This window comes from Microbacterium sp. SSM24 (assembly GCF_025989145.1).
Lineage (GTDB): Bacteria > Actinomycetota > Actinomycetes > Actinomycetales > Microbacteriaceae > Microbacterium.
Genome location: NZ_JAPDNQ010000001.1, coordinates 1,393,427 through 1,417,460, shown reverse-complemented (window position 1 = coordinate 1,417,460; position 24,034 = coordinate 1,393,427). Strand labels below are relative to the sequence as shown.

Annotated in this window: 25 protein-coding genes; 10 read left to right on the top strand and 15 right to left on the bottom strand. The window is 69.5% G+C overall.

Going from position 1 to position 24,034, the window contains the following annotated elements; genetic code table 11:
- Positions 1 to 60: 60 nt before the first annotated feature.
- Positions 61 to 1,086, top strand: coding sequence for a sugar-transfer associated ATP-grasp domain-containing protein (locus tag OL358_RS06520; protein ID WP_264709138.1), 1,026 nt, complete (start codon positions 61 to 63; stop codon positions 1,084 to 1,086).
- Positions 1,087 to 1,108: 22 nt separating this feature from the next.
- Entirely contained in the window at positions 1,109 to 2,125 is a 1,017-nt protein-coding gene (locus OL358_RS06515; protein WP_264709137.1) for a sugar-transfer associated ATP-grasp domain-containing protein, read from the top strand.
- Positions 2,126 to 2,284: 159 nt separating this feature from the next.
- Here OL358_RS06515 and OL358_RS06510 read toward each other — a convergent pair whose 3' ends face one another.
- Positions 2,285 to 2,668 carry a pyridoxamine 5'-phosphate oxidase family protein gene (locus OL358_RS06510; RefSeq protein WP_264709136.1) on the bottom strand — a complete coding sequence of 128 codons (384 nt, stop codon included), beginning with the start codon at positions 2,666 to 2,668 and terminating at the stop codon, positions 2,285 to 2,287.
- Between the two features lie 195 nt (positions 2,669 to 2,863).
- Here OL358_RS06510 and OL358_RS06505 point away from each other — a divergent pair, with 195 nt between their 5' ends.
- Both OL358_RS06505 and OL358_RS06500 read left to right on the top strand, forming a co-directional pair.
- Positions 2,864 to 3,304, top strand: coding sequence for an iron chaperone (locus OL358_RS06505; RefSeq protein ID WP_264709135.1), 441 nt, complete (start codon positions 2,864 to 2,866; stop codon positions 3,302 to 3,304).
- Between the two features lie 162 nt (positions 3,305 to 3,466).
- Positions 3,467 to 3,640, top strand: coding sequence for a CsbD family protein (locus OL358_RS06500; protein ID WP_264709134.1), 174 nt, complete (start codon positions 3,467 to 3,469; stop codon positions 3,638 to 3,640).
- A 63-nt stretch (positions 3,641 to 3,703) separates the two neighbouring features.
- On the opposite strand, the gene OL358_RS06495 is transcribed toward OL358_RS06500, so the two are convergent.
- Positions 3,704 to 4,477 (bottom strand): SDR family NAD(P)-dependent oxidoreductase, encoded by a 774-nt coding sequence (locus OL358_RS06495; protein ID WP_264709133.1) that lies wholly within the window; start codon positions 4,475 to 4,477, stop codon positions 3,704 to 3,706.
- A gap of 33 nt (positions 4,478 to 4,510) precedes the next feature.
- Positions 4,511 to 5,233, bottom strand: coding sequence for an alpha/beta fold hydrolase (locus tag OL358_RS06490; RefSeq protein WP_264709132.1), 723 nt, complete (start codon positions 5,231 to 5,233; stop codon positions 4,511 to 4,513).
- Positions 5,234 to 5,375: 142 nt separating this feature from the next.
- Between OL358_RS06490 and OL358_RS06485 the strand changes: the two genes are divergently transcribed.
- Positions 5,376 to 5,681: a hypothetical protein gene (locus OL358_RS06485; RefSeq protein ID WP_264709131.1), complete on the top strand. Its 306-nt coding sequence runs from the start codon at positions 5,376 to 5,378 to the stop codon at positions 5,679 to 5,681.
- Positions 5,678 to 6,961 (top strand): YhgE/Pip domain-containing protein, encoded by a 1,284-nt coding sequence (locus tag OL358_RS06480; RefSeq protein WP_264709130.1) that lies wholly within the window; start codon positions 5,678 to 5,680, stop codon positions 6,959 to 6,961. Before OL358_RS06485 ends, OL358_RS06480 begins: the two co-directional genes overlap by 4 nt.
- A 9-nt stretch (positions 6,962 to 6,970) precedes the next feature.
- On the opposite strand, the gene OL358_RS06475 is transcribed toward OL358_RS06480, so the two are convergent.
- Positions 6,971 to 7,540 carry a dihydrofolate reductase family protein gene (locus tag OL358_RS06475; protein WP_264709129.1) on the bottom strand — a complete coding sequence of 190 codons (570 nt, stop codon included), beginning with the start codon at positions 7,538 to 7,540 and terminating at the stop codon, positions 6,971 to 6,973.
- Positions 7,541 to 7,566: 26 nt separating this feature from the next.
- Entirely contained in the window at positions 7,567 to 8,943 is a 1,377-nt protein-coding gene (gene dnaB, locus OL358_RS06470; RefSeq protein WP_264709128.1) for a replicative DNA helicase, read from the bottom strand.
- A 569-nt stretch (positions 8,944 to 9,512) separates the two neighbouring features.
- Between dnaB and OL358_RS06465 the strand changes: the two genes are divergently transcribed.
- Complete coding sequence (locus OL358_RS06465; protein ID WP_264709127.1) at positions 9,513 to 10,472, top strand: hypothetical protein; 960 nt, start codon at positions 9,513 to 9,515, stop codon at positions 10,470 to 10,472.
- A gap of 89 nt (positions 10,473 to 10,561) precedes the next feature.
- Positions 10,562 to 11,836 carry a chaplin family protein gene (locus OL358_RS06460; protein WP_264709126.1) on the top strand — a complete coding sequence of 425 codons (1,275 nt, stop codon included), beginning with the start codon at positions 10,562 to 10,564 and terminating at the stop codon, positions 11,834 to 11,836.
- A gap of 288 nt (positions 11,837 to 12,124) precedes the next feature.
- Here OL358_RS06460 and rplI read toward each other — a convergent pair whose 3' ends face one another.
- The 6 genes from rplI to OL358_RS06430 form a co-directional block, all read right to left on the bottom strand.
- Positions 12,125 to 12,577, bottom strand: coding sequence for a 50S ribosomal protein L9 (gene rplI, locus OL358_RS06455; RefSeq protein WP_264709125.1), 453 nt, complete (start codon positions 12,575 to 12,577; stop codon positions 12,125 to 12,127).
- 10 nt (positions 12,578 to 12,587) lie between these two features.
- Positions 12,588 to 12,842: a 30S ribosomal protein S18 gene (gene rpsR, locus OL358_RS06450; protein ID WP_045301896.1), complete on the bottom strand. Its 255-nt coding sequence runs from the start codon at positions 12,840 to 12,842 to the stop codon at positions 12,588 to 12,590.
- A gap of 56 nt (positions 12,843 to 12,898) precedes the next feature.
- Positions 12,899 to 13,417, bottom strand: coding sequence for a single-stranded DNA-binding protein (locus OL358_RS06445; protein ID WP_056123424.1), 519 nt, complete (start codon positions 13,415 to 13,417; stop codon positions 12,899 to 12,901).
- A gap of 5 nt (positions 13,418 to 13,422) precedes the next feature.
- Positions 13,423 to 13,806 carry a 30S ribosomal protein S6 gene (gene rpsF, locus OL358_RS06440; protein WP_056123427.1) on the bottom strand — a complete coding sequence of 128 codons (384 nt, stop codon included), beginning with the start codon at positions 13,804 to 13,806 and terminating at the stop codon, positions 13,423 to 13,425.
- 234 nt (positions 13,807 to 14,040) lie between these two features.
- Positions 14,041 to 15,195: a CaiB/BaiF CoA transferase family protein gene (locus OL358_RS06435; protein WP_264709124.1), complete on the bottom strand. Its 1,155-nt coding sequence runs from the start codon at positions 15,193 to 15,195 to the stop codon at positions 14,041 to 14,043.
- Positions 15,192 to 16,385, bottom strand: a complete 1,194-nt coding sequence (locus OL358_RS06430; RefSeq protein ID WP_264709123.1) for an acyl-CoA dehydrogenase family protein — start codon at positions 16,383 to 16,385, stop codon at positions 15,192 to 15,194. Before OL358_RS06430 ends, OL358_RS06435 begins: the two co-directional genes overlap by 4 nt.
- A gap of 158 nt (positions 16,386 to 16,543) precedes the next feature.
- On the opposite strand from OL358_RS06430, the gene OL358_RS06425 reads away from it, so the two are divergent.
- Positions 16,544 to 17,716, top strand: a complete 1,173-nt coding sequence (locus tag OL358_RS06425; RefSeq protein ID WP_264709122.1) for a hypothetical protein — start codon at positions 16,544 to 16,546, stop codon at positions 17,714 to 17,716.
- A gap of 234 nt (positions 17,717 to 17,950) precedes the next feature.
- Entirely contained in the window at positions 17,951 to 18,439 is a 489-nt protein-coding gene (locus tag OL358_RS06420; protein WP_264709121.1) for an FBP domain-containing protein, read from the top strand.
- Between the two features lie 31 nt (positions 18,440 to 18,470).
- On the opposite strand, the gene OL358_RS06415 is transcribed toward OL358_RS06420, so the two are convergent.
- The 4 genes from OL358_RS06415 to OL358_RS06400 form a co-directional block, all read right to left on the bottom strand.
- Entirely contained in the window at positions 18,471 to 20,135 is a 1,665-nt protein-coding gene (locus OL358_RS06415; protein WP_264709120.1) for an ABC transporter ATP-binding protein, read from the bottom strand.
- Positions 20,135 to 21,130, bottom strand: a complete 996-nt coding sequence (locus OL358_RS06410) for an ABC transporter permease (RefSeq protein WP_264709119.1) — start codon at positions 21,128 to 21,130, stop codon at positions 20,135 to 20,137. The genes OL358_RS06415 and OL358_RS06410 overlap by 1 nt, the downstream gene beginning before the upstream one ends.
- 1 nt (position 21,131) lies before the next feature.
- Positions 21,132 to 22,256 (bottom strand): ABC transporter permease, encoded by a 1,125-nt coding sequence (locus OL358_RS06405; RefSeq protein ID WP_264709118.1) that lies wholly within the window; start codon positions 22,254 to 22,256, stop codon positions 21,132 to 21,134.
- A 95-nt stretch (positions 22,257 to 22,351) separates the two neighbouring features.
- Positions 22,352 to 23,983, bottom strand: a complete 1,632-nt coding sequence (locus tag OL358_RS06400) for an ABC transporter substrate-binding protein (RefSeq protein ID WP_264709117.1) — start codon at positions 23,981 to 23,983, stop codon at positions 22,352 to 22,354.
- Positions 23,984 to 24,034: the final 51 nt, after the last annotated feature.

Genomic DNA, 24,034 nt, shown 5'->3' with positions numbered 1-24,034 from the left:
CGAGCGGATGCCGCCCCCGCGGCCCCGGGGACGTGCGGGGCCGCCACATAGGATGGGTGGATGCCCTCCTCGGTCGACCGGCTCTTCCGCCGCGCGCGCTTCTTCGTGCGCCGCGTGGTCTCGTTCGACTTCGATCGGGTGAATCAGTTCGCCGCGCAGTCGGCCAAGCTGACCCGCGCTCCGCGCTGGTGGGTCGTGCTCGACATGGCCTGGTGCGCGGTGCGCTACGAGACCACGTTCGAGAACTACTCGGAGTGGGACTTCCGCATCCTCAAGGGGCGCGAGCGCAAGACGTACATGACCGATCCGCGGTCGTTCCACCTGTCGCGGCGCTTCAACGACGACAGCCAGCGGGGGATCTTCGACGACAAGCTGCAGTTCGCACGCCGTTTCGGCGACGAGCTCGGCCGGGAGTGGCTCGACGTCGAGGAGGTCGACGCGGCCGCGCTCGGCGCGTTCCTGCGGCGGCACGATCGCGTCATCACCAAGAACCCGCGCGGTGTGGGCGGCAACGGCATCACGGTGCGCGAGACCGCCGGCATCACCGACCCCGCGGCACTGCGCGACGAGTTGATCGCGTCAGGAGAGACGCTCATCGAGGAGCTGCTGACGCAGCATCCCGAGATGGCACGCCTCTACCCGGGCAGCGTCAACTCGCTGCGGGTCGTCAGCTACCTCGATCCCGACGGCGAGGTCCACGTGCTCGCCTCCGTGCTCAAGATCGGCAACGGCGGGGTGATCGACAACTTCTCGAGCGGCGGCATGTACACGATGCTCGGAGACGACGGTCGCGCCCTCCACGCCGCCGCCGACGAGGAGGCGCACGCGTACGCGACGCATCCGATCACCGGTGTCGAGATCACCGGGTTCCAGGTGCCGCTCTACGACGAGATCCTCGCGCTGGTCGATCGGGTCGCCCGCCGCGTTCCCGCCCTCCCCTACATCGGGTGGGACATCGCGATCACGCCCGAGGCTCCCGTCGTGATCGAGGGCAACCACAACAGCGGCGTGTTCCAGTCCAAGCCGACCGTGTCGGGCATCCGCCGGGGGCTGCTCCCGCGCTATCGTGCCGCGATGCGATTCTGAAGCCCGCAGGAAGGTTCGCGACATGAGTGCAGGGAGTGCCCGGGTGGGGTATCTGCTCAACCGCGCGCGCAGACTGCGCCCGAGCAACCTGATCGAGTTCGGCCGGCAGGTGCAGAAGGTCTCCAAGGCGCCGCTGCCCGTGATCATCGCCGACATGCTGTGGTGCTCGGTGCGCTACGACATGGGGTTCCGCGACTACGCGGTGTGGGACATCCGGCTCCTCAACGCCCGCGAGCGCAAGACGTGGATGACCCACCCGAAGTCGAACAGCATCACGAAGCTCTACAACGACCCCGCCGCATATCACCGGTTCGAGGACAAGATCAGCTTCTACGGCGAGTTCGCCGACGTCATCCACCGCGAGTGGATCGACGCGCGCACCGCCACCGACGACGAGGTCGGCGCGTTCGTCGCGAAGCACGGGCGCGTCATCGCCAAGCCCGCGGCGTCCGAGGGCGGCTCCGGCATCTCGGTGTACCCGGCGAGTGAGGCGACGGATGCCGCGGCCTTCCGCGCCCGGCTCATCGAGGCCGACCAGACGCTCGTCGAGGAGCTGCTCGTGCAGCACGAGGCGATGTCGTCGCTCTACCCCGACAGCGTGAACACGCTGCGCATGATCACGTACTACGACCCGGATGCCGACACCCTGCATCTGCTCGCCGCGGTGCTGCGCATCGGCAACGGCGCCTCGATCGACAACTTCGCCTCGGGCGGCATGTTCACGCTTCTCGACGAGCACGGCGTCGCGCTCTACCCCGGCGTCGACAAGAACAGCAACGTCTATGCGACGCACCCCAAGACCGGTACGTCGATCGTCGGGTTCGCGGTGCCGGAGTACGACGAGGTGCTCGTGCTGCTCGAGGACATCGTGCGCCGCATCCCCCAGATCCGCTACGTCGGATGGGACATCGCGATCACCCCCGACGGCCCCGCCGTCATCGAGGGCAACCACAACTCGAGCGTGTTCCAGCCGAAGCCTTCGGCATCGGGCGTGCGCACCGGCCTGCTGCCCGTCTACAAGGCCGCCATCGGGTTCTGACCCGACCGTCCATTCCGCGAGTCACCAAAACACGCCGGAGTTCTGCCGCGTGGACGGCGTGTCCTGGCGACTCGACGCCCGTCAGCGCGCCGCGGCGCGAGGGCGAGGTCAGCGCGCCGCGGCGCGGGGTCGAGGTCAGCGTGCGCTCTTGGCGCGAGGTCAGCGCGCGCTCGTGAACTGGGGCGAGCCGAGGACGCGGTCGACCGTCAGCTCGAGGACGACCCGGTCGGGGTTCACCCGCGGCTGACGGTAGCGGCCGGCGTAGAGCGCGACGGCGTGGGCGACGGCATCCGGCTCATCCTTCACGACCGCAGGACCCTCGAAGCTGATCCACCGCGCGCGGTCCACCGAGCACACGGCGGCGCGCCCGCTGCGCTGGGCGTTGAGGAACTTCTGCGACCCGCGGGTGCCGATCACCCGCACGATTCCGTCCTCGAAGGTGAAGCCCACCGGCACCGCGTGGACGCGGTCACGGCGTCCGAGGGTCGACAGGGTCGCGAGGTGGTACTCCGCGAGGAACTCGAGGGCGGCATCGGTCAGCACCCCTCCAGCCTCGCAGACCCATCGAGTCGCCAAGACACGCCGGAGCGAAGACACTGCGCACGGCGTGTCTTGGCGAGTCCCCATTCGGAGGGTCGAGAGGCATCGGTCAGGATCGGAGAAGCACGGCTCGCCCACCCCGCGTAGCGTGGCCGGCACGGGTCGCCGAAGCGACCGGGATTCGTGAAGGAGACCACCATGGCCGAGAAGACCACATCCGAGGGACTGTCCGCCGACGAGCGCGCCGCCGTCAAGGAGCGCGCGAAGGAGCTGCGCGCCCAGGAGAAGGCGGGCAAGAGCCGCGAGGCCGGCCTGAAGTCCGTGCTCGACGCGATCGCCAAGCTCGAGCCCGAGGACAAGCCGCTCGCCGAGGGCCTGCACGAGGTCGTCACGGAGGTCGCGCCCGACCTCGTGCCGAAGACCTACTACGGGATGCCCGGCTACGCGAACGCCGAGGGCAAGATCGTCGTGTTCCTCCAGCCGGCGAAGAAGTTCAAGACGCGGTACGCCACCATCGGCTTCGAGGACCGCGCGAACCTCGACGACGGCGACTTCTGGCCCATCGGCTTCGCCGTCCGCGCCTGGACCCCGGCAGTCGAGAAGAGGGTCACCGAACTGGTGCGCGCAGCCGTCTCCTAGCCATCGCGCAGCCGTCGCGCGGCTGCGGAGGCTACGCCCCCGATCCGTGAAATGCAACCGTGTGCGACCGCCGCGGGTGCGGTCGTAGCGTCGAAGCACGAGCCGACCACGTCGGCCCGATCGGCCACCGGACCACGAGTCCGCAACGGAAAGGGGATCGCCATGGGTATGGGCGACGACATCAAGCACAACATGGAAGACATGAAGGGCAAGGCCAAGGAGGCCGTCGGCGACGCGACCGACAACGAGCGCCTCGAAGCCGAGGGCAAGGCCGACCAGACCAAGGCCAACCTGAAGAAGGCCGGCGACGACGTCAAGGACGCCTTCAGCAGCTGAGTCCCCCGACGAGTTCGATGGCCCCGGTCCACTGCGGACCGGGGCCATCGGCGTGTCAGGGACTCAGGGCAGGATCGTCGGCACCAGGCCTCCGTCGACGCCCAGTGCACGGCCCGTCGTCGCGGACGAGTAGTCGGATGCCACATACGTGACGAGGTGCGCGATCTCCTCCGGACGGATGACGCGCCCGAGGAGCGACCCGGCGACCCGCCCGTCGGCGATGAACTGCGCCTCCTGGGCCGCGCGATCGAGGCCGGGGTAGAGGTCGTCCCACATCGCGAGCACTCCATCGCTCATGGTGGGGCCGGCGAGAACGCTGTTCACGGTGACGCCCGTGCCGGCGAGCGCCTGGGCGTAACCGCGCGAGACGGCGAGCTGGGCGGTCTTCGTCATCCCGTAGTGCACCATGTTCGTCGGCGGCTGCACGCCCGCCTCGCTCGAGACGAAGACGATGCGGCCGAGTCCGCGCTCCGCCATCCGCGGGCCGTAGTGGCGCGTGAGTCGCACCCCCGACAGCACATTGGTCTCGAACAGGTCGCGCCATTCGGCATCCTCGATGTCGAAGACCGGCCGCGCCGGGAAGGCGCCGGTGTTGTTCACCAGGATGTCGACATCGGGCAGCTGCGCGAACAGCTGCTGTGCGCCGTCCGCGGTGCTGACGTCTGCGGCGATGCCGCGCGCGCCGAGCTCGGCGGCGACCTCTGCGACGCGCGCGGAGTTGCGCCCGTTCACGACGACGTCCGCGCCAGCCCGGGCGAGCGATTCCGCGATCGCCCGCCCGATGCCCGCACTGGATCCGGTGACGAGGGCGACTCGCCCACTCAGGTCGATTCTCATGGCCTGATCCTTCCGGTGTCGGAGCGCTGAGCGCTAGTTCCCGAGCGCCGTGAGCGCCTCGCCGATGAACGCGGCGACCTCGGCCGGACGCGCGACGAAGGCCGTGTGGCTGCCGTCGATCTCGCGCGTGGTCGCGCCCATGCGCTCGGCCATGAACCGCTGCGCCTCGGGGGCGATCGCGCGATCGCGGCTCGAGACCAGGTACCAGGTGGGGTGCGCGTCCCAGCCGGCGTGCGTCAGCGGCTCGCCCGCGGCCGCCGCGGCGAGCGGGCGCTGCGATGCCGCCATGACATCGACGAGATCGACGGCCACGTCGGCGGCGAAGGTCTCGCGGAACCGGGCCCGGTCGATGACGAGGTCCGGACCGCCGACAGCGCCGACAGCGTCGTACGGGGTCGGGCGCACGGTGCTTGCGAGAAGCGGGGCCGGGAACGGCTCCTGCACGCTGCCCACGCTCTCGCCGACGGCGGGGGCGAAGGCGGCCAGGTAGACGAGGCCCTTCAGGTTGTCGAGGCCCTCGGCCGCCTGGGTGATCACTGCGCCGCCGTACGAGTGGCCGACGAGGACGACGGGTCCGTCGACGGCGGCGGCCGCTCCGCGAATCGCGGCCGCGTCGTGCGCGACTCCGCGGAGCGGGTTCGCGGGCGCGACGACGTCGTACCCCTGCGCGACGAGTTCGCGGATGATGCCGGCGAAGCCCGACGCATCCGCGAATGCGCCGTGTACGAGAACGGCAGTGGGAGTGGTGGTGTTCATGATGTTCCTTTCGGTGGACTTGACGGCGTCAAGTGGTGATGGAAAGAATGTTGACACAGGTACTTGACAGTGTCAAGTACCTGCGCCATCATCGAGTCAACCACCCGCTTGACAATGTCAAGCCCTCTCGAAAGGAACGGCCATGAACACCACCGCCCACACCCTGAATCTGCACCGGACGAACGACCGGTCGCTGCTGTCCTCGCTGTCTTCGCGCTCGTACGCGTCGGTGCTCAGCTGGTCCTCGATCCTCAGCGCCGTATCGGCCGCGTCGATCGCATCGACCGCCTCCTTCGCGTCGATCCTGTCGATCGGCTCTGTCGGCTCGCTCGCCTCCATCGGCTCCGCCGGTTCGGTCCTGTCGATCGGCTCCGCCGGACAGTTCGGCGCCATCGCCGACACCCCCGTGATCGAGCCGGTCCTCCGCGCCCTGGGCCTGATCTCATGACCACGCAGCTGCCCACCGTCGATCGGGCCGTCGCCGAGACAGGGGACGCCCCGTCGCGGCATCCGCTGCGCAGCCTCCGCACCTGGCTCATGCCGGTCGCGCTCATCGTCGGCGTCGCCGCCGCTCTGCCGGCGATCTATCTCTCGGCGACCTCGGACCCATCGGGCACGGTGTCGGGGCTGCCGGTCGGTCTGGTGGTCGAGAGTCCGGCGGCAGCCGGATCCCCGGCCGCGACGCTGGCGGATGCGATCACGTCCGCCGTGGACGAGTCGGTCGCGCTGACCCGGATGACGCCCCAGGAGCTCGAGGTCGCGATGCACGAGGATCGTGTGGCCGGCGCGGTCGTGATCCCCGCCGACTTCGACGCGTCCCTCGCCACGCTCCTCCCCGGCGCCGACCGGGTCACCGTTCCGACCGTGCGGATCGAAACCAACGCCGGTGACGGCGGACTGAGCAGCGGGCTGGTCATCTCCAGCCTCACGCCGGTGCTGCACGGCGTCGCGGCGACAGTCGGCGGTGAGCTCACCGACACGGCCGGCCCGGCGCTTCCCGCCGCGAACGCGGCTCTTCTCTCCGCGCCGTTCCACGTCGCGACGGCGCCATACGAGCCGCTCCCCTCACACTCCGGGCTCGGTACGAGCGCGTTCTACTTCGCTCTCGCCCTCGTGCTCATCGCGTTCATCGGCGCCTCTCTCATCGGTCCGATCGTCGACGGCGCGCTCGGCTTCATTCCGGCCGAACTCGGACCACTCGTCGCACGCAGCCGCTACACGCACGTGTCGCGCCGCCGCACGTTCGTCGTGAAGGCCGGCATCCTCACCGCCGCTGCACCGCCGGCGGCACTCGTAGTGCAGCTCGTGGCGGCAGGATCCGGGGTCGCGGTCGACGCGCCGTTCAGCCTGTGGCTCTTCGCCACGGCCGCGATCGCCGCGATCGGCACGAGTGCGCTCGCTGTCTTCGCCCTTCTCGGGCCCGGCATCGGAGCCCTCGTCAACACGCTGTTCTTCGTCGCGCTGGCGATGGTGTCATCCGGAGGGATCGTGCCGCTCGAGGCCACCCCGCCGTTCTTCCGAGCGGTTTCGGCGTTCGCGCCGTTCCGCTTCGTCATCGACGGCACGCGGTCGCTGTTCTACTTCGACGGCGCGCCCGCTGCCGGGCTCGGCGGCGCCTGGATCGGAATCATCGTGATCGGCGCGATCGGCATCGCCGGCGGACTCGTGGCCACCACGGCCTACGACCGCGTTCGGACCTTCAGCCGGGCGCCTCGTCCGCAGCTGTGACCGATCCCGTCAGCCCGCGGTGTGCGTGGGGCGGTACCTCATGGCGACCGCACCGGACCGAAACTCTCGCCGATTCACGAGTTCGAGCTGGATGCGCTCGCGCAGACCGGCGAGCAGGGTCGGTCCGTGTCCGGCCAGGACCGGCTGCACAACGAACTCGTACTCGTCGATCAGTCCCAGATCCGCCAACGCCAGCGGAAGGGTCACGCCGCCCACCCACAGGCCTTCGCCGGGCTCCTGCTTGAGCCGCCGGACGGCTTCACCGAGGTCGCCTCGCACCAGCTCGGCATTCCAGTCGACGCCGTCGAGCGTGCTCGACACGACGTACTTCCTCGTCTCGTCGATGGCCTCGGCGAAGGGAAGCTCCCACTCGCGCATCCAGTCCGGCCACGTTCCCGTGGCCGGCCGCCGCCACGCCGACGCCATCATCTCGTAGGTCATCCGGCCGAACAGCAGCGCGTCGGCTCGTTCCATCTCGTCGGTCCAGAAGCGCATCGACTCCTCGTCGGGTGGGAGTCCTGCCTCGTGATGGCAGCATCCGTCGAGCGTGACGTTGATGGAGTATCGGAGCGGTCTCATCGCGGTGCTCTCCCTCGAGCTTCGCCCTACTGGAAATCTCCGCCGGGTGCCATGTCGGTGAAGCGCGAGAAGTGCCCCTGGAAGGCGACGGTGATGGTGTCGGTCGGGCCGTTGCGGTGCTTGGCGACGATGAGGTCGGCCTCGCCCGCGCGCGGGCTGTCCTTCTCGTACGCTGCTTCGCGGTGCAGCAGCACCACCATGTCGGCATCCTGCTCGATCGAGCCCGACTCGCGCAGATCGGAGAGCGCGGGCTTCTTGTCGGAGCGCTGCTCGGCGCCACGGTTCAGCTGCGACAGCGCGACGACGGGAACGCCGAGCTCCTTAGCGAGGAGCTTGAGCGCACGCGAGAACTCCGAGACCTCCTGCTGGCGCGACTCGACGCGCTTGCCGCTCGTCATGAGCTGCAGGTAGTCGATGACCACCATCTTGAGGCCCGCCTTCTGCTTGAGCCGACGGCACTTCGCGCGGATCTCGACGAGGGTCATGTTGGGGCTGTCGTCGATGTACAGCGGAGCGTCGTTGATCCGCCCGCGCGTGGCGGCGATCGTCGTCCAGTCCCGCGAGTCGAGCGTGCCCTTGCGCATCGCCTGCAGGGGGATCGACCCCTCAGCGCTCATGAGTCGCATCGCGATCTCGCTGCGGCCCATTTCGAGCGAGAAGAAGATGGTCGGCATGTCGTGCTTGATCGCGGCGACGCGCGCGAAGTCGAGCGCGAGGGTCGACTTACCCATCGCCGGTCGCGCGGCGATGATGATCATCTGACCGGGGTGGAGACCGTTGGTGAGCTGGTCGAGACCTGAGAAGCCGGTCGGGATGCCGGTCATCTGACCGTCGCGCCCGCGGGCGGCCTCGATCTCCTCGACGGCCGCGTCGACCGCGACCGTGAGGGGCACGTAGTCCTCGGCGGCCTCCGTGCCGGTGACGGAGTAGATCTCCGCCTGCGCCGTGTTGACGAGGTCCAGCGCCTCGCCCTGACCGGAGTAGCCCATCTGCACGATGCGTGTGCCGGCGTCGACGAGGCGGCGCAGCAGCGCACGCTCCGACACGATCGACGCGTAGTAGCCGGCGTTCGCCGCCGTCGGCACGATCGAGGTGAGCGTGTGCAGGTAGTCCGCGCCGCCGGCGCGCTGCAGCTCACCGGTCTTGATGAGCTCGTCGGTGACCGCGACGACATCCGTCGGCTCGCCGTGGGAGTACAGCGTGAGGATCGCCTCGAAGATCAGCTCGTGCTTCGGGATGTAGAAGTCGACGCCGCGAAGCGTCTCGATGACGTCGGCCACGGCATCCTTCGACAGCAGCATGCCTCCGAGGGCGCTCTGCTCGGCGAGAAGATCGTGCGGGGGCGTGCGCTCGAACTCGCGCGGCGGACCCATGCGCTCTTCGGAGATGTCGGCGATCGACATAGGTGCAGGATCCTCCAGAGTGCATTCGGGTGACGCGGGGGCAGGGCGGGCTGTGGGCACGCTCGAGACTCGATGGCGGATGCTTCGACTGAAGCACCGCCGACATGGTCAAGCGGACCACGAACCACCGACATCGCCACGCTGCGACACCGGTCACACCTCGCCCCGTTGGGCCGCACCCCACGCTAAGGACGCCATCCCACGTCCGCAACAGCACCTGTGGATAACTGTGTGGAGAGTCTGCGTGAAACGCCGTAAGACCTGTGAACAACGGGTGTGGAGAACTCCCGGTCTCGGCGATCACCCCCCAATGAAAATCTACATTGATCAGGCATTACCTGATTCACAACCTGTGGAGGAGGATGTGGTTGAAGTATGCCTTGAAGGTTCGGTCTGCAAGTCGGTCGGTTGTGCACAATTCCGCCGCGCCGAGCTTCCGATGTCCAGGTTGCGAAGAATTCGGAACACCCCTGGACACCGCCCGGGGTGCGGGTCTAGCCTGTGGAGTCCAGGCACCCTCAGCACGTTCCGTTCGGATCGTGTGGCGTTACTCGTCGTGGGAGGTGAACGTGGATATCGCAACTTCGCAGTCGCTGCCGAGGCTTTGGCGATCAGCCCTTGTCGGGACCTTCACCGCGTTCGCCTGGATCCTGCTCTCGCTGCTCCTCGGGCTCGGCTCGGGCGACGCGCACGCGGAGGAATCCGACGATGACAGCCTGCTGGGTGCCGTCACCTCTCTCGTCGACACGACCGCGTCGACCGTCACGGACACGGTTTCGACCGTCACCGGCAGTGTCACCCGAGTGGTGAACACCGTCGTCGACGTCGCGCCCGCTCCGGTGGCGCAGCCGGTTCGCGACGTCGTCGCCTCCGTCGGCTCCGTCGTCTCGACGGCGACCCGGCCGGTGACCGATGTCGTCTCCGCCGGCGTGGTCGGATCGGTCGCCCGGCCCGTCGTCGACGCCGTCGCCGACGTTCCCGTGGTCGGCGACCTCGTGTCGGGCCTCGGCCTGGACGACGCCGTGACCGATCTCGGACATACGGTCGACCACACCGTGGGCGATCTGCTCGTGGTCGTCACCGACACGGGCGCCGGGCTCGGACTCCCGCCCATCGCGGTGCCCGGACTTCCGGGTTCTCCGGGCGGTCCTTCGATTCCCGTCGGGGGCCACCCGCTGCCCGCCCTCGACGTGGTCCTGCTCTCCGGCGCCCCGCACGCGGGCGTGCCGGGCGCGGCATCCGCTCTCTCGGCCTACCCGAACGCATACGAGACGGGCACCACGGCCACCGCGAGCGCCACAGCTGCGTCCACGGCGTCGTCGGGCGCACGCGGTCTTCTCACTCCGACGGGAGCGCTCTGCCCGCCGTCGACTTCCTCCTCGGGACCCGGTGGTGCGGGTTCCGGCGCCTGGGCGCTCGTCGCCCTCGGTCCTCTCGTCGCTCTCCGTGCCTGGGTGCGTCGCGCTGGACCCGAGGACGAGCACGCGCCGGCAGCGCCTGCAGGATCCACCGACGTCTCCCCCGACTGATCCGCTCATCGCCGCCTTCTCCGGCGGCTGAGCAACGGCGCGCTCTCCCGCGCTTCGACATGAATCAGTCAGACCAAAGGGGAAACATCATGCGTACTTTCATCACGCGCGCCCTCCTGGGCACGCTCCTCGCCGGCGGCGTCACGCTGCTCGGCGCAACGGTCGCCAACGCGGCCGAGACGACAGGGGATGACGGGCTGCTCTCGGGCACCCAGGCCGTCCTCGACGTCACCCTCCCCGTGACCGTCGGCGGCACCTCGCTCTCGGTCCTCGGTGACTCCCACAGCGGACAGGCCTCGACGGCTGCTCCCGCCCCCGCCTCGTCGCCGACCGCCACGACCGGCGGAGCGGGCGGCACGGCCTCCGGCACGCAGGCCCTGATCACCGTGGCCGTTCCGGTCGCCGTCTCCGGCAACTCCGTGTCGGTCGTCGGTGACAGTTCGTCGACGGATGCCGCGACCGCGGCCCCTGCGCCGGCGAGCGGTTCATCCGGCACGGCATCGACCTCCGGCTCCGACGGGCTGCTCTCGGGCACCCAGGGGCTCGTCTCCGTCGCCGTCCCGATCACGGTGAGCGGCAACGCCATCTCGGTCGTCGACGACTCCGAGAGTTCGAACGCTCAGACGGCGCCGGGCACGAACGGCGGCTCCACCGGCACCGCCACCACCGGCGGCACCGACTCCATCGCCGGCGGCACGCAGGTGGTCGCTCCGGTGCAGGCGCCGGTCACCGTCGGCGGCAACGCCATCTCGGTGCTCGGTGACTCCACGAGCGACGGCGCGACCACCGGCCCCGGCACCGCGGGCTCGACCGGCGGCATCACCGGCGGCACGACCGACGGCACCGACTCCATCGCCGGCGGCACCCAGGTGATCGCGCCCGTGACGGCGCCGATCACCGCATCCGGCAACGCCATCTCGGTGCTCGGCGACAGCGCGTCGACGGGCTCGACGACGGTGCCCGCCACCGGCGGCACCGGCGGCAACGGCACCACCAGCGGCAGCGACGGGATCCTCGGCGGCACTCAGGTGCTGGCGCCGATCTCCGCGCCGATCACCGTGGGCGGCAACGCCGTCTCGGTGGTCGGCGACACCACCACCGAGTCGCCGGTCGTCGTCCCGACGGACCCGACCGACCCGACCGACCCCACGGACCCGACCGACCCCACCGGGCCTACCGGGCCGGCCGGGCCCGGATCGGACTCGGACGGTGACGTGGTCAACGGCGCGGTCGCCGGTGACACGGCCGGTGCCATCGCCCTCGCCGCGACGGGAGGGATGAGCGCACTCCCCGTGCTGCTGCTGAGCATGGTGCTGCTCGCCGTCGGCGCGCTGACGCTCATGTCGCGGCGGCGCTCGGCGTAGCACTCCGGCCGGAGGCATCCCCAGTGTCTCCGGCGGCTCACCGAGCGCGGCGGGAGGGTCGCTCCCCAGAGGACTCTCCCGCCACACTCATCGCCCATCGTTCGTGGGGCGGCCGCCATGCCTGGATCGGTCGCCCCGCAACGGTGGGCTATGAGACAAGGCGGATGCTGCGACCCGGGGGGCTCGCAGCATCCGTCTCCGCCCCGACGACCGCGCACTGCGGCGGGGACGGAAAAGACGGATGCCGCGGACCCGAAGGTCCGCGGCATCCGTTCTGTGCATCGCGCCTTACTTGGCGGCGACCACCTGCAGGGTGATCACGGCGGTGAGGTCGTCGCGAAGACGGACCGTCGCCTCGTGCTCGCCCACCGACTTGATCGGCGAGGTGATGTGGATCTTGCGCTTGTCGAGCTCGCCGAGACCGGCGGCCTTGACGGCGTCGGCCACGGCCTCGGTCTTCACCGAGCCGAACAGACGGCCCTCGGCGCCGGCCTTGACGGTCAGGCGCACCTTGTTGGACTCGAGGGAGTTCTTGAGCGCCACAGCCTCTTCGTGGTCGTGGATCGCGCGAGCGTCGCGGGCGGCGCGAATCGACGCCACCTGCTTCTCGCCACCACGGGTCCACGTGACCGCGAAGCCCTGAGGGATGAGGTAGTTGCGGGCGAACCCGTTCTTGACCTCGACAACGTCACCGGCGCTTCCGAGCCCGGCGACCTCGTTCGTGAGAATCAGCTTTGCCATCGGGTGCTCCTTAGCGGCCAGCGCCGGCGTAGGGCAGGAGCGCCATTTCGCGCGCGTTCTTGATCGCCTTGGCGATCAGACGCTGCTCCTGCACCGAGACACCGGTGATACGACGGGCGCGGATCTTCCCGCGCTCCGAGATGAACTTGCGAAGCGTCGCGACGTCCTTGTAGTCGATGAGACCGACACGGATCGCCTTCGCGGGGGCTGCGTTCTTCGCGCCCTTCCGCGGCTTCCGGCGATCGCCGGTTGCCTTTCCAGCCATGGGTGTTTCCTTACTGAGAGATGGGATTCAACGGATGCCGGAGCATCCGGATGTCGTTAGAACGGGGTGTCGTCGCCGTAGGCGCCGGGGGCGGCCCACGCGTCTCCACCACCGGCGTTGCCGGCGTTGCCGCCCGCGTTCGCCGATCCGGGAGTCGACCACGGCTCGTCGGCGACCTGCGCCTGACCGCCACGGGACTGACCTCCGCCGCCGGCCGCACGCGTGACCTGAGCGGTCGCGTAGCGGAGCGAGGGGCCGATCTCGTCGATCTCGAGCTCGATGGACGTGCGCTTCTCGCCTTCCTTCGTCTCGTAGGAGCGCTGCTTGAGGCGACCCGTCGCGATGACGCGCGAGCCCTTCGTGAGCGAACCTGCGACGTGCTCGGCGAACTCGCGCCACACGCTCGCGCGGAGGAACAGCGCTTCGCCGTCCTTCCACTCGCTCGTGGCACGGTCGAAGTTGCGCGGCGTCGACGCGATCGTGAAGTTCGCGACGGGGAGACCGTTCTGCGTGTAACGCAGTTCGGGATCAGCCGTGAGGTTGCCCACGACGGTGATGATCGTCTCGCCGGCCATCGTCGTTACGCGTCCTGCTTGACGGGCTTCGCGGGGCGGGCGGCCTTGCGGGCAGCCTTCTCCTCGGCACGCTGCTTCTCGGAGGCGATCATCGCGATCGCCTCTTCGGCGCGGAGCACCTTGGTGCGCATGACCAGCTCGCTGAGGTTCAGCTGGCGGTCGAGCTCCTGCGTGGTCGCACTGGTCGCCGTGAAGTTGACGACGGCGTAGATGCCCTCGGTCTTCTTCTGGATCTCGTAAGACAGGCGACGGCGACCCCAGATGTCGATGTTCTCAATCGAGCCACCATCGTTGGTGATGACCTTGAGGAACTTATCGAGGTTCGGGGCGACCTGGCGCTCATCGATCTCGGGGCTCAGGATGACCATGAGTTCGTACTGGTGCGTCACTAACCCACCTCCTTCGGACTTGAACGGCTGTCGGGCATTTCCCGGCAGCAGGAGGGTGTGTAGCACGTCATCCGACTGAATGCGCATCGAGCGCGTGCGGACAACCCTCCTATGGTACCGGATGCCCCGGCCACCGCCGAATCAGGCCCGACCCGGCGCATAACTCCTGCACTTTGCGCCCGGGCGCCGGCGTCCTGCCGCGTGTCGCGGCCGAGGCTTCCGGTTCTGCAGGAGTTATGCGCCGAGGAAGCCGAGCACCCACGCGCGATCGGCGTCAGGCGACGGCGGCGCGAACGGGTACGCGGCCGGCGTGCGGTCGAGGGAAATCGGATGCCGCACGCCGGCCACGCCCTCGGGTCCGGCGTGGACGACGGGGTCGAGGCCGAGCGCGCGCGCCCGGTCGAAGGCGGCGCCGATGTCGAGGACCGGCCCGCACGGCACGCCGGCCTCCGCGAGCAGCAGCTCCCACTCCTCGGCGGACCGGCCCGCGAGCGCCGCCTCCAGGACGGGTCGGAGCTCGTCCCTCGTCGTGCTGCGATCGGCCGCGCGGGCGAAGCGGGCGTCGGCTGCGGCATCCGCGATGCCGAGCACCCGGCACAGTCGCGCGAACTGCGCGTCGTTCCCGATCGCGAGGACCAGGTCTCCGTCGGCGGTGGGGAGGGGCCCGTACGGGTAGATGCTCGGGTGATCGTTGCCGAGGCGGGTAGGCACGACCCCGGTGAGCGCGTGCGCACCCGACTGGTTCACGAGTGCGGAGAGCGCCGACGACAGGAGGTTCACCGCGATGCGCTGACCCTCGCCGGTGACGTCGCGGTGCCGCAGTGCGGCGAGGGCTCCGATCCCGGCGTGGAGTCCGGTGACGACGTCGACGATCGCGACTCCCGCCTTGGTGGGCGGCCCGTCGGGCGCGCCGGTGATGCTCATGAGTCCGGACAGCGCCTGGGCGAGCACGTCGTAGCCGGGCAGGGCGGCGTCGGGTCCGAACCCGCTGATCGACACGTAGACCACGCGCGGGTTCGCCTCGCGCACCGCGTCGTAGCCGAGCCCGAATCGATCGAGCCCGTGCGGCTTGAAGTTCTCGATGACCACGTCGGCGCGGGCAGCGAGCGCACGGGCGACCGCGAGGTCCTCGGGATCGGCGAAGTCGAGCGTGATCGCACGCTTTCCGCGGTTCACCGACAGGTAGTAGGTGGCCTCGCCGTCGTGCGTGGGCGGCATCCAATGACGGGTCTCATCACCCGCGGGCCCCTCGACCTTGATGACGGTCGCACCGAGATCGGCGAGCAGCATCGTGCAGTAGGGCCCCGCGAGCACCCGCGAGAAGTCCGCGACGACCAGACCCGCGAGCGGGCCGTGCGCGGCATCCGGGTCCGTCTCGGATCCGATCAACGGAAGGCCCCGATACCGGTCAGGTGCTGGCCGAGGATCAGCGTGTGCACCTCGTCGGTGCCCTCGTAGGTGCGCACCGACTCGAGATTGGCGGAGTGGCGGATCGGGGAGTTCTCGAGCAGCACGCCGTCCCCGCCGAGGATCGTGCGCGCCTCGCGCGCGATCGCGATCGCCTCGCGCACGTTGTTGAGCTTGCCCAGCGACACCTGCTCGGGGCGCAGGGTCCCGGCATCCTTCGCGCGCCCGATCTGGAGGGCGACCAGCGCGCCCTTCTGCAGCTCGAGGACCATGTCGACGAGCTTCTGCTGCGTCAGCTGGAACCCGGCGATCGGCTGCCCGAACTGCTCGCGGCGCAGCGCGTGCCGCAGCGCGGCCTCGTAGCTGTCGCGACCCGCACCGAGCGCGCCCCATACGATGCCGTAACGCGCTTCGTTGAGCGCCGAGAACGGCCCCCGCAGCCCGCGCGCGCCCTCGAGCACCGCCTCCGCGGGGAGCCGGACCTCATCGAACGTCAGCTCGGTCTGGATGGATGCCCGCATCGACCCCTTCGGCTCGAGCACGCGCACGTCGAAGCCGTCGGCGCCGGTGGGGACGATGAATCCGCGCACGCCGTCGTCGGTCTGCGCCCACACGACCACGAGCTGCGCGATCGAGGCGAGACCGATCCAGCGCTTCGCGCCCGACAGCACCCAGTCCGTCCCGTCGCGCCGCGCGAAGGTCTTCATGCTCGACGGGTCGGAGCCCGCCGTGGGCTCGGTGAGGCCGAACGCACCGATGACCTCGCCCGCGGCCATGCGCGGGAGCCACTCCTGCTTCTGCTCCTCGGACCCCCAGCGATGGATCGACCCCATCGCGAGCGAGCCCTGCACCGACACGAACGTACGGATGCCGGAGTCCCCGGCCTCGAGCTCGAGTGCGGCCAGACCGTACTCGACGGCGCTGCGGCCGGGGCACCCGTACCCCTCCAGCGTCATGCCGAGCACCCCGAGCTCGCCGAACGCCGGCGCGAGTTCGGCGGGGAAGTGCGCGCGATCGAACCAGTCTGCGATGTACGGCCGGATCTCGGCGTCGACGAACGCCCGCACCCGGTCTCGCGTCGCCCGCTCCTCCGGCGTGAGCAGGGCATCGAGGCCCAGGACATCGGATGCCGCGCGCAGCGCATCGAGGTCGTCGGGGTTCCTGGGCTCCATCGCCGCCTCCTCGGGGTCGTCCCTGCCATTCTGCCCGCGTGCGCGCGTGCACACTGTCGGCGATTCGGCCCCGTGCCGGAGGGAGAGTCCGGTTCCGTTCCCGGCATGGCCCGGATCGCCGTCGTCGTGCGCTCCGGGCCCGCCGGTAGCGTGGCCCCATGACGACCCCTTTCGACGCCCGGCCGCTCGTCGAGCCCCTCGAGGCCGGGGCCGCCCGCGCGTTCGTCCGACAGCTGCGACAGAGCGGGCGGCTGCCGCAGCTGTTCACAGGGTCGAACGCGGTCTTCGCGATCATCGTCGTCGTCATGGTGATCCTGTTCGGATCGATGTTCCTCACGGTGTTCGCCGCCATCGCCTCCTCCTTCGGCGACGGCGCGGTCGCGCTCACCCTGATCCCGTTCGTGGTCTTCGGACTCGCCATCGCCGGGGTGGTCGTCGCCGTCGGCGCCTCCCAGCGCACCGGTGCCGAGCGGATGCTGCGCCTCGACCGGTTCGCCCGCGCGAACGGGATGTCGTACCTCCCCGCCCTCGCCGCGCCGGGTCTGCCGGGCATGATCTTCGGGCTCGGCCATCAGCGTGCCGCGACGGACCTCGTCCGCGGCGAGCGCCCGCGTTTCGTCGAGTTCGCGAACTACCGGTACACGACGGGCTCCGGCAAGAACAAGTCGACCCACCGGTGGGGGTACGTCGCCGTGAAGCTCGACGTGCCCCTGCCCCACATCGTGCTCGACGCCACCGGCAACAACGCCCTGTTCGGCTCGAACCTGCCGGCGAGCTTCGATCGAGACCAGCGGCTGAGTCTGGAGGGCGACTTCGACCGCCATTTCGCGCTGTACTGCCCGGAGGGCTACGAGCGCGACGCGCTCTACCTCTTCACGCCCGACATCATGGCGCGGTTCATCGACAACGCCGCCGCGCTCGACGTCGAGATCGTCGACGACTGGATGTTCCTCTACGCCAAGCGCGACTTCTCGACGGTCGACCCGGCAACGTGGGCGTGGCTCTTCTCCGTCGTCGGCGCACTGCTCGACAAGTTCGCGCAGTGGTCGCGGTGGCGCGACGACCGCCTGGCGGAGACCGCGATGGCGGATCCGGATGCCGCGGCGCACGCCAGTGTGGGGAGCGCCGTCGGCACGGGAAGCGCCGTCGGCGCGGCATCCGCGGTCCCTTTCGCCGTCCCGGTCACCGTACTGCGCCCGCCGCCCGGTGTGGCGCCGCACGGCCGGCGATTGCAGAGGGGCATCCCGTGGGTGTCGTTCGTGCTCGTCGGCGGCGTCGTGCTGTTCTGGATCCTCACCAATACCGGGGTGTTCGGGCTGTTCTTCCGCTGAGGCGGTCGACCCCGGGCTCCGCGAGCGTAGGCTGTCGGGCGTGCATTCCACGTTCATGACGCCCGCGCGGCGTGAGGGGGTCTTCGGCGCCGCTCGCGCCGAGCGGAGGTAGCGGCGCGCGTCGCCGGGTGAGCCCACCGCGACGCAGCCGAGTCTCCGCGGGCCACATGGTCCGCGGCTTCCCTTCTTCGTCGCCCCGGCGACGACCCTTCGTGAACTGTGCCGAGGAGAATCATGCACGCACTCACCGAGAAGGACATCCGCGCGTCCTTCGTCAACACGTCCCTGCGCGAGCGCAACAGCCTCGTGGTCCCCGACCTGGCCCACGTCGCGTGGGAGCAGCTCGACTACTTCGGGTGGCGCGATCCCAAGCAGCCGCTCGCCGGTTTCGTCGTCGTCCCCGTCGACGGTCAGCCGGTCGGCATCCTGCTGCGCCAGACCGAGCAGCGCACGCGTCATCGCGCGCAGTGCTCCTGGTGCGAGGACGTCACCCTGCCCAACGACGTCGTCATGTTCGTGGCGAAGCGGGCCGGGAAGGCCGGACGCAACGGAGACACCGTCGGCACGCTCGTGTGCGAGAACTTCGAATGCTCCGTCAACGCGCGCCGGCCGATGCCGCCGGCCTACCTCGGCTTCGACGTCTCCGCCGCGCGAGAACGGCGCATCGAGTCACTGCGAACCCACGCGCACGGATTCGCGCGCGACATCCGCGACAGCGTCTGACCCCCGGCGTGCCGCGAGCGGGCGAGGCGTGTCAGCCGGCGCGGTTCTCCGCTTCCCATGCGGCACGGCGCGCGGCCTGCTCGACGGGGTCGGGCACCGGCAGCGATGCGATGAGGCGCCGGGTGTACGGGTCGGACGGATTGCCGAGCACCTCGGCCGTCGGACCCGCCTCGGCCACCTCGCCGCGATGCAGGACGACGACCTTGTGCGCGAGCAGGTCCACCACGGCGAGATCGTGCGTGATGAAGAGCGTCGCGAACCCGAAGCGCTCCTGGAGTTCGGCGAAGAGCTCGAGCACGCGTGCCTGGACCGACACATCGAGCGCGCTCGTCGGCTCGTCGGCGATGAGCAGCTTCGGGTCGAGCGCGATCGCCCGGGCGAGCGACGCGCGCTGGCGCTGACCGCCCGACAGCTCGTGCGGGAACCGGTCGCCGAACTCCTTCGGAAGCTGGACCGCCTCGAGCAGCTCGTCGACTTTCGGCCGGGCCTCGGCCGCGTTGCGCATCCCTCCGTGAACGATGAGCGGCTCGGCGACATTGTCGGCGATGGTGAGGAGCGGGTTGAAGCTCGTCGCGGGGTCCTGGAAGACGAAGCCGAGCTCGTGGCGGCGCTTGCGGAACTCGCGCTCCTTGACGCCGAGCATCTCGGTGCCGAGAACCTTCAGCGATCCCCCGGCGACGGGGGTGAGTCCGGCGATGGCGCGACCGATGGTCGTCTTGCCGGATCCGCTCTCGCCGACCAGACCCAGCACCTCGCCAGGCGCGATCGAGAAGCTCACGCGGTCGACCGCTCGGAACGCCGAGCGCCCGAAGCGGCCGGCGTACTCGATGACGAGCTCGTCCGCTTCGACGACCGGGGCGACCGGCGTCTCGGGCACGGCGAACTGCCGGTCGGTGATCACCAGCCGGGGGACCGCGGCGAGCAGCTTGCGCGTGTACTCGTGCTTCGGCGCCGCGAACAGGTCGGCCGCCGTCGCGGTCTCCACGATCTCGCCGTTGTACATCACGGCCACGCGATCGGCGAGGTCGGCGACCACGCCCATGTTGTGGGTGATGAGCACGATCGCCGTGCCGTCCTCATCGCGGAGGCGGCGCAGCAGTTCGAGGATCTCGGCCTGCACCGTCACGTCGAGCGCGGTCGTGGGCTCGTCGGCGACGATGACCGTCGGGTCGAGGGCGAGCGCCATGGCGATGACCACGCGCTGCTTCTGGCCGCCCGAGAACTGGTGCGGGTAGTCGTCGACGCGCCGCTCCGGCTCGGGGATGCCGACGCGCCCGAGCATCTCGACGGCTTTCGCCTTCGCTTCGGCCTTCGAGTACTTGCCGTGGGCACGCAGCCCCTCGGCGAGCTGCCACCCGACCGTGAAGACCGGGTTGAGGGCGGTCGAGGGCTCCTGGAAGATCATGGCGGCCTTGGTGCCGCGGATGGCGCGGAGACCGCTCTTGTCCAGCCCCACGATGTCGGTGCCGTCGAGGACGACGGTGCCTTCCGTGCGTGCCGACTCGGGGAGCAGCCCGAGGATCGTGCGGGAGGTCACGGTCTTGCCGCTGCCCGACTCGCCCACGATCGCGAGCACCTCGCCGCGGCGGACGTCGAGCGTCACGCCGCGGACCGCGTGCACGTCGCCGCCGTCGGTCGCGAACGAGACGTTGAGGTCGTCGATCTCGACGGCCAGGGGCTCGGTCGGGATCGACATCACTCCACCTCTCCCATGAACTCGCGCGACACCGGCTGGGTCGCGGCCACCGCATCCGCCGGCGTCTGCGTCTTGCTGGCGCGCCGCCGCGCGCGCAGGCGCGGGTCGGCGAGGTCGTTGAGGCTCTCGCCGATGAGGGTCACGCCGAGGATCGTCAGGAGGATCGCGATGCCCGGGGGGATCGCGGTCCACCAGATGCCGGCCGACACATCGCCGATCGACTCCTTGAGGTCGTACCCCCACTCGGCGGCGGCGGTCGGCTGGATTCCGAAGCCGAGGAAGCCGAGCGCGGCGAGCGTGGCGATCGCCTCCGACGCGTTCAGCGTCACGATCAGGGGAAGGGAGCGGGTCGCGTTGCGGAACACGTGACGGAACATGATGCGCGGGGTCGAGGCGCCGATCACCTTCGCGGACTCGATGAACGCCTCGGACTTCACCCGGACGACCTCGGCGCGCACGACGCGGAAGTACTGGGGGATGAAGACGACCGTGATCGAGATCGCCGCGGCCATGATGCCCGGCCAGAGACCGGACTGACCGCCGCTGATGGCGATCGCGGCGACGATCGCCAGCAGCAGCGACGGGAACGCGTAGATCGCGTCGGCGACCACGACGAGGACGCGGTCCACCCAGCCGCCGAGATACCCCGACACCAGACCGATGAAGATGCCGAGGAAGACCGAAAGCAGGATCGCGGCCACGATCACCATGAGCGCGGTCTGCGCGCCCCAGATGGCTCGCGAGAGCACGTCGTAACCGCCGACGGTGGTGCCGAGGAGGTTGACGGGATTCGGCGGCACCTGCGAGCCGAACAGGCCGTCGGGTCCGCGCAGCTGGCTGAAGCCGTACGGCGCGATCCACGGCGCGAGGAGCGCGACGAGGAGGAAGGCCGCCGACAGCACGAGGCCGCCGACGAGCATCCCCCGCTGCAGACCGACGCTCTGACGCAGCTGGTGGACGACGGGCAGGCGGTCGAGGATGTGGCGCTTGGCCATGTCAGTACCTCACCCTCGGGTCGATGAAGGCCGCGATGATGTCGACCGCGAAGTTCGTCAGGGCGACGATGATCGCGATGACGGCGACGATGCCCTGGATCGCCACGAAGTCGCGGGCGAGCAGGTACTTCACGAGCTGGAAGCCCAGACCCTGCCACTCGAACGTCGTCTCGGTCAGCACGGCCCCGCCCAGCGCGAGGGCGATCTGCAGTCCGATGACCGTGATGATCGGGATGAGAGCCGGCTTGTACGCGTGCCTGCGGACGAGCCGGTACTCGCTCACGCCGCGCGAGCGAGCGGCGTCGATGTACTGCATGTTGTGCGTCGCGATGACGTTGGTGCGCACCAGACGCAGGAAGATCCCCGCCGTGACGAGGCCGAGCACCATCGCCGGCAGGAACGCGTGCTGGAGGACGTCCTGCACGTACGCGGGATTTCCCGAGCGGATGGCGTCGACGAGATAGAGGCCGGTGGCCCCGTCCTCGCGCGTGAGGGCGAGCTCGGTGCGGACGCTTGCTCGCCCGCTCACCGGGAACCATCCGAGCCAGACCGAGAAGATGAGCTTGGCGACGAGGCCGGCGAAGAAGACGGGCGTCGCGTAGAAGAGGATGGCGCTCACGCGCAGCACCGCGTCGGGGGCGCGGTCGCGCATGGCCGCGGCGATGAGGCCGAGCGGGATTCCGACGATGAAGGCCACGATCATCGCGTAGAACACGAGCTCGAACGTCGCGAGACCGTAGTTGACGAGGATCTCGGTGATCGGCTGGCGGTCGGTGATGGTGGTTCCGAAGTTGCCCGTCGCGATCTGCCCGAGGTACTCGAGGTACTGCACGATGATCGGTCGGTCGAACCCTGCCTCGTGGATGCGCTCCTGCAGCTGATCGGCCGGGAGGCGGCCGCCGAGCGAGGCGGTGATCGGGTCGCCCGTGAGCCGGATGAGGAAGAACACGACCGAGACGAGGATGAAGATCGTCGGGAAGATGAGGAGGAACCGGATCAGGATGAACCGGCCCAGAGTGCCGCCCGACTTCGGACGGGGCCGGGCGAGGAACGCCGGCGGTTCGTCTATGGGCGACAGATCTTTTCCGCCGCCGGGAGCGCTCGCGGCGAGCCCTGCGTCAGCCATTGGGGGAGCCTAACTTGTAAAGACGGGCGAATCGAGGCGAATCGTGCCGATGGGGCGGCCCGGTGTGCGGACCGCCCCATCGACCGTTCGATCGGCTACTTCGTCAGCGGCGCGAAGCGGAACTTGAACGACGCGTCGAGGACGACCCCGTCCACGGCCGTTCCGGCCACGGCGACCTGCGCGCCCTGGAGGAGCGGCACGGTCGACAGGTCGCCCGCGACGAGCTCCTGGATCTGCTCGATGTCCGCGGTGCGGGTCGCGGCATCCGGCTCGACGGCCTGCTTCAGGATGAGGTCGTTGACCTCCGCGTTGACGTAGTGGTTCCCGAGGAAGTTGTTCTCCAGGAAGAACGGCGTCAGGTAGTTGTCGGCGTCGGAGTAGTCCGGGAACCAGCCGAGCTGGTACGCCGGGTACACGTCGGCCGTGCGGTCCTCGGAGTACTGCACCCATTCGGTCGACTTGAGGTCGACGGTGAACAGGCCGCTCTCCTCGAGCTGCGTTTTGACCAGGGCGTACTCGTCACCCGACGAGGGGCCGTAGTGGTCGGGGCTGTACTGCAGGCTGAGCGCGACGGGCGTCTCGACACCGGCGGCCTCGAGGGTCGCGGCTGCCTTGTCGGCATCCGGACCGCCCTCGCCGTCACCGTAGAGGCCCTTGAGCGCCTCGGTGGCGCCGGCGAAGCCCTCGGGAACGTACGAGTACAGCGGGGTGTAGGTGCCCTTGTAGACCTGCTCCGAGATCTCGTCGCGGTCGACGAGGTCGGCCACGGCCTGACGGACGGCGAGCGCCTTGGCCTCGTCGGCCTCGGGCGTGGTGGCGCCGTACGGCTGCGTGTTGAAGTTGAACACGATGTAGCGGATCTCGCCGCCGGGGCCGTCGATGACCTGCACGTTGTCGTTGCCGCTCAGGTCGTCGACATCGGTCGCGGACAGGCTGCGGTAGGCCACGTCGACCTCACCCTCCTGCACGGCGAGCTTGAGGTTCGACGACTCGGTGAAGTACGACAGGATGACGCCCGCGTTGACCGGAGCGTCGAGCAGGCCCTCGTAGTTCTCGTTCGGGGTGAACTCGACGGTCTTGTTGAAGTCCCACGCGGTGATCGCGTACGGACCGCCGAAGGCGTTCGCGTCGACGATCTCGTCGTCGGGCGTCAGAGCGTCGGCGGCGAAGACCTCGTCATCGACGATGGCGCCGGGGAAGCTCGTGAGGATGAACGGGAAGACCTGGTCGTTCGCCGTCTTGAGCTTGAAGACGACCGTGGTGTCATCAGGCGTCTCGACGCTGTCGAGGTTGTAGAGCAGGCTCGACGCGCCATTGGGGTCGGCGATCGCGATGTTGCGGTCGAACGAGAACTTCACGTCGGCCGAGGTGAGGTCGTTGCCGTTGGCCCACTTGAGGCCGGCCGGAAGGGTCACCGTGTACTCGGTCGGCGAGGTGAACTCTGCCGACTCGGCGAGGTCGGGAACGACCTCGGTGCTGTTGTAGTCGGTGTTGACGAGGTACGGGAAGACCTGCGTCTGGACCGCGAGCGATCCGTTGTCGTACGAACCGGCGGGGTCGAGGGTCGTGACCTTGTCGGTGGTGCCGACGATGATCGGCTCGCCCGACGCGTCGCCGCCGTCGTCGTTCCCGCCGCCGCTCGCGCATCCGGCGAGGAGGATGGCCGAGACTCCGAAGGCCCCGATCGCGAGGCCGACACGGCCGCGCTTGCTGTGGTGCAGTGACATAGTGCTACCTCTGCTGAGTGAAGACAGCCACGCCAGAGAAGGCGCGGCCCG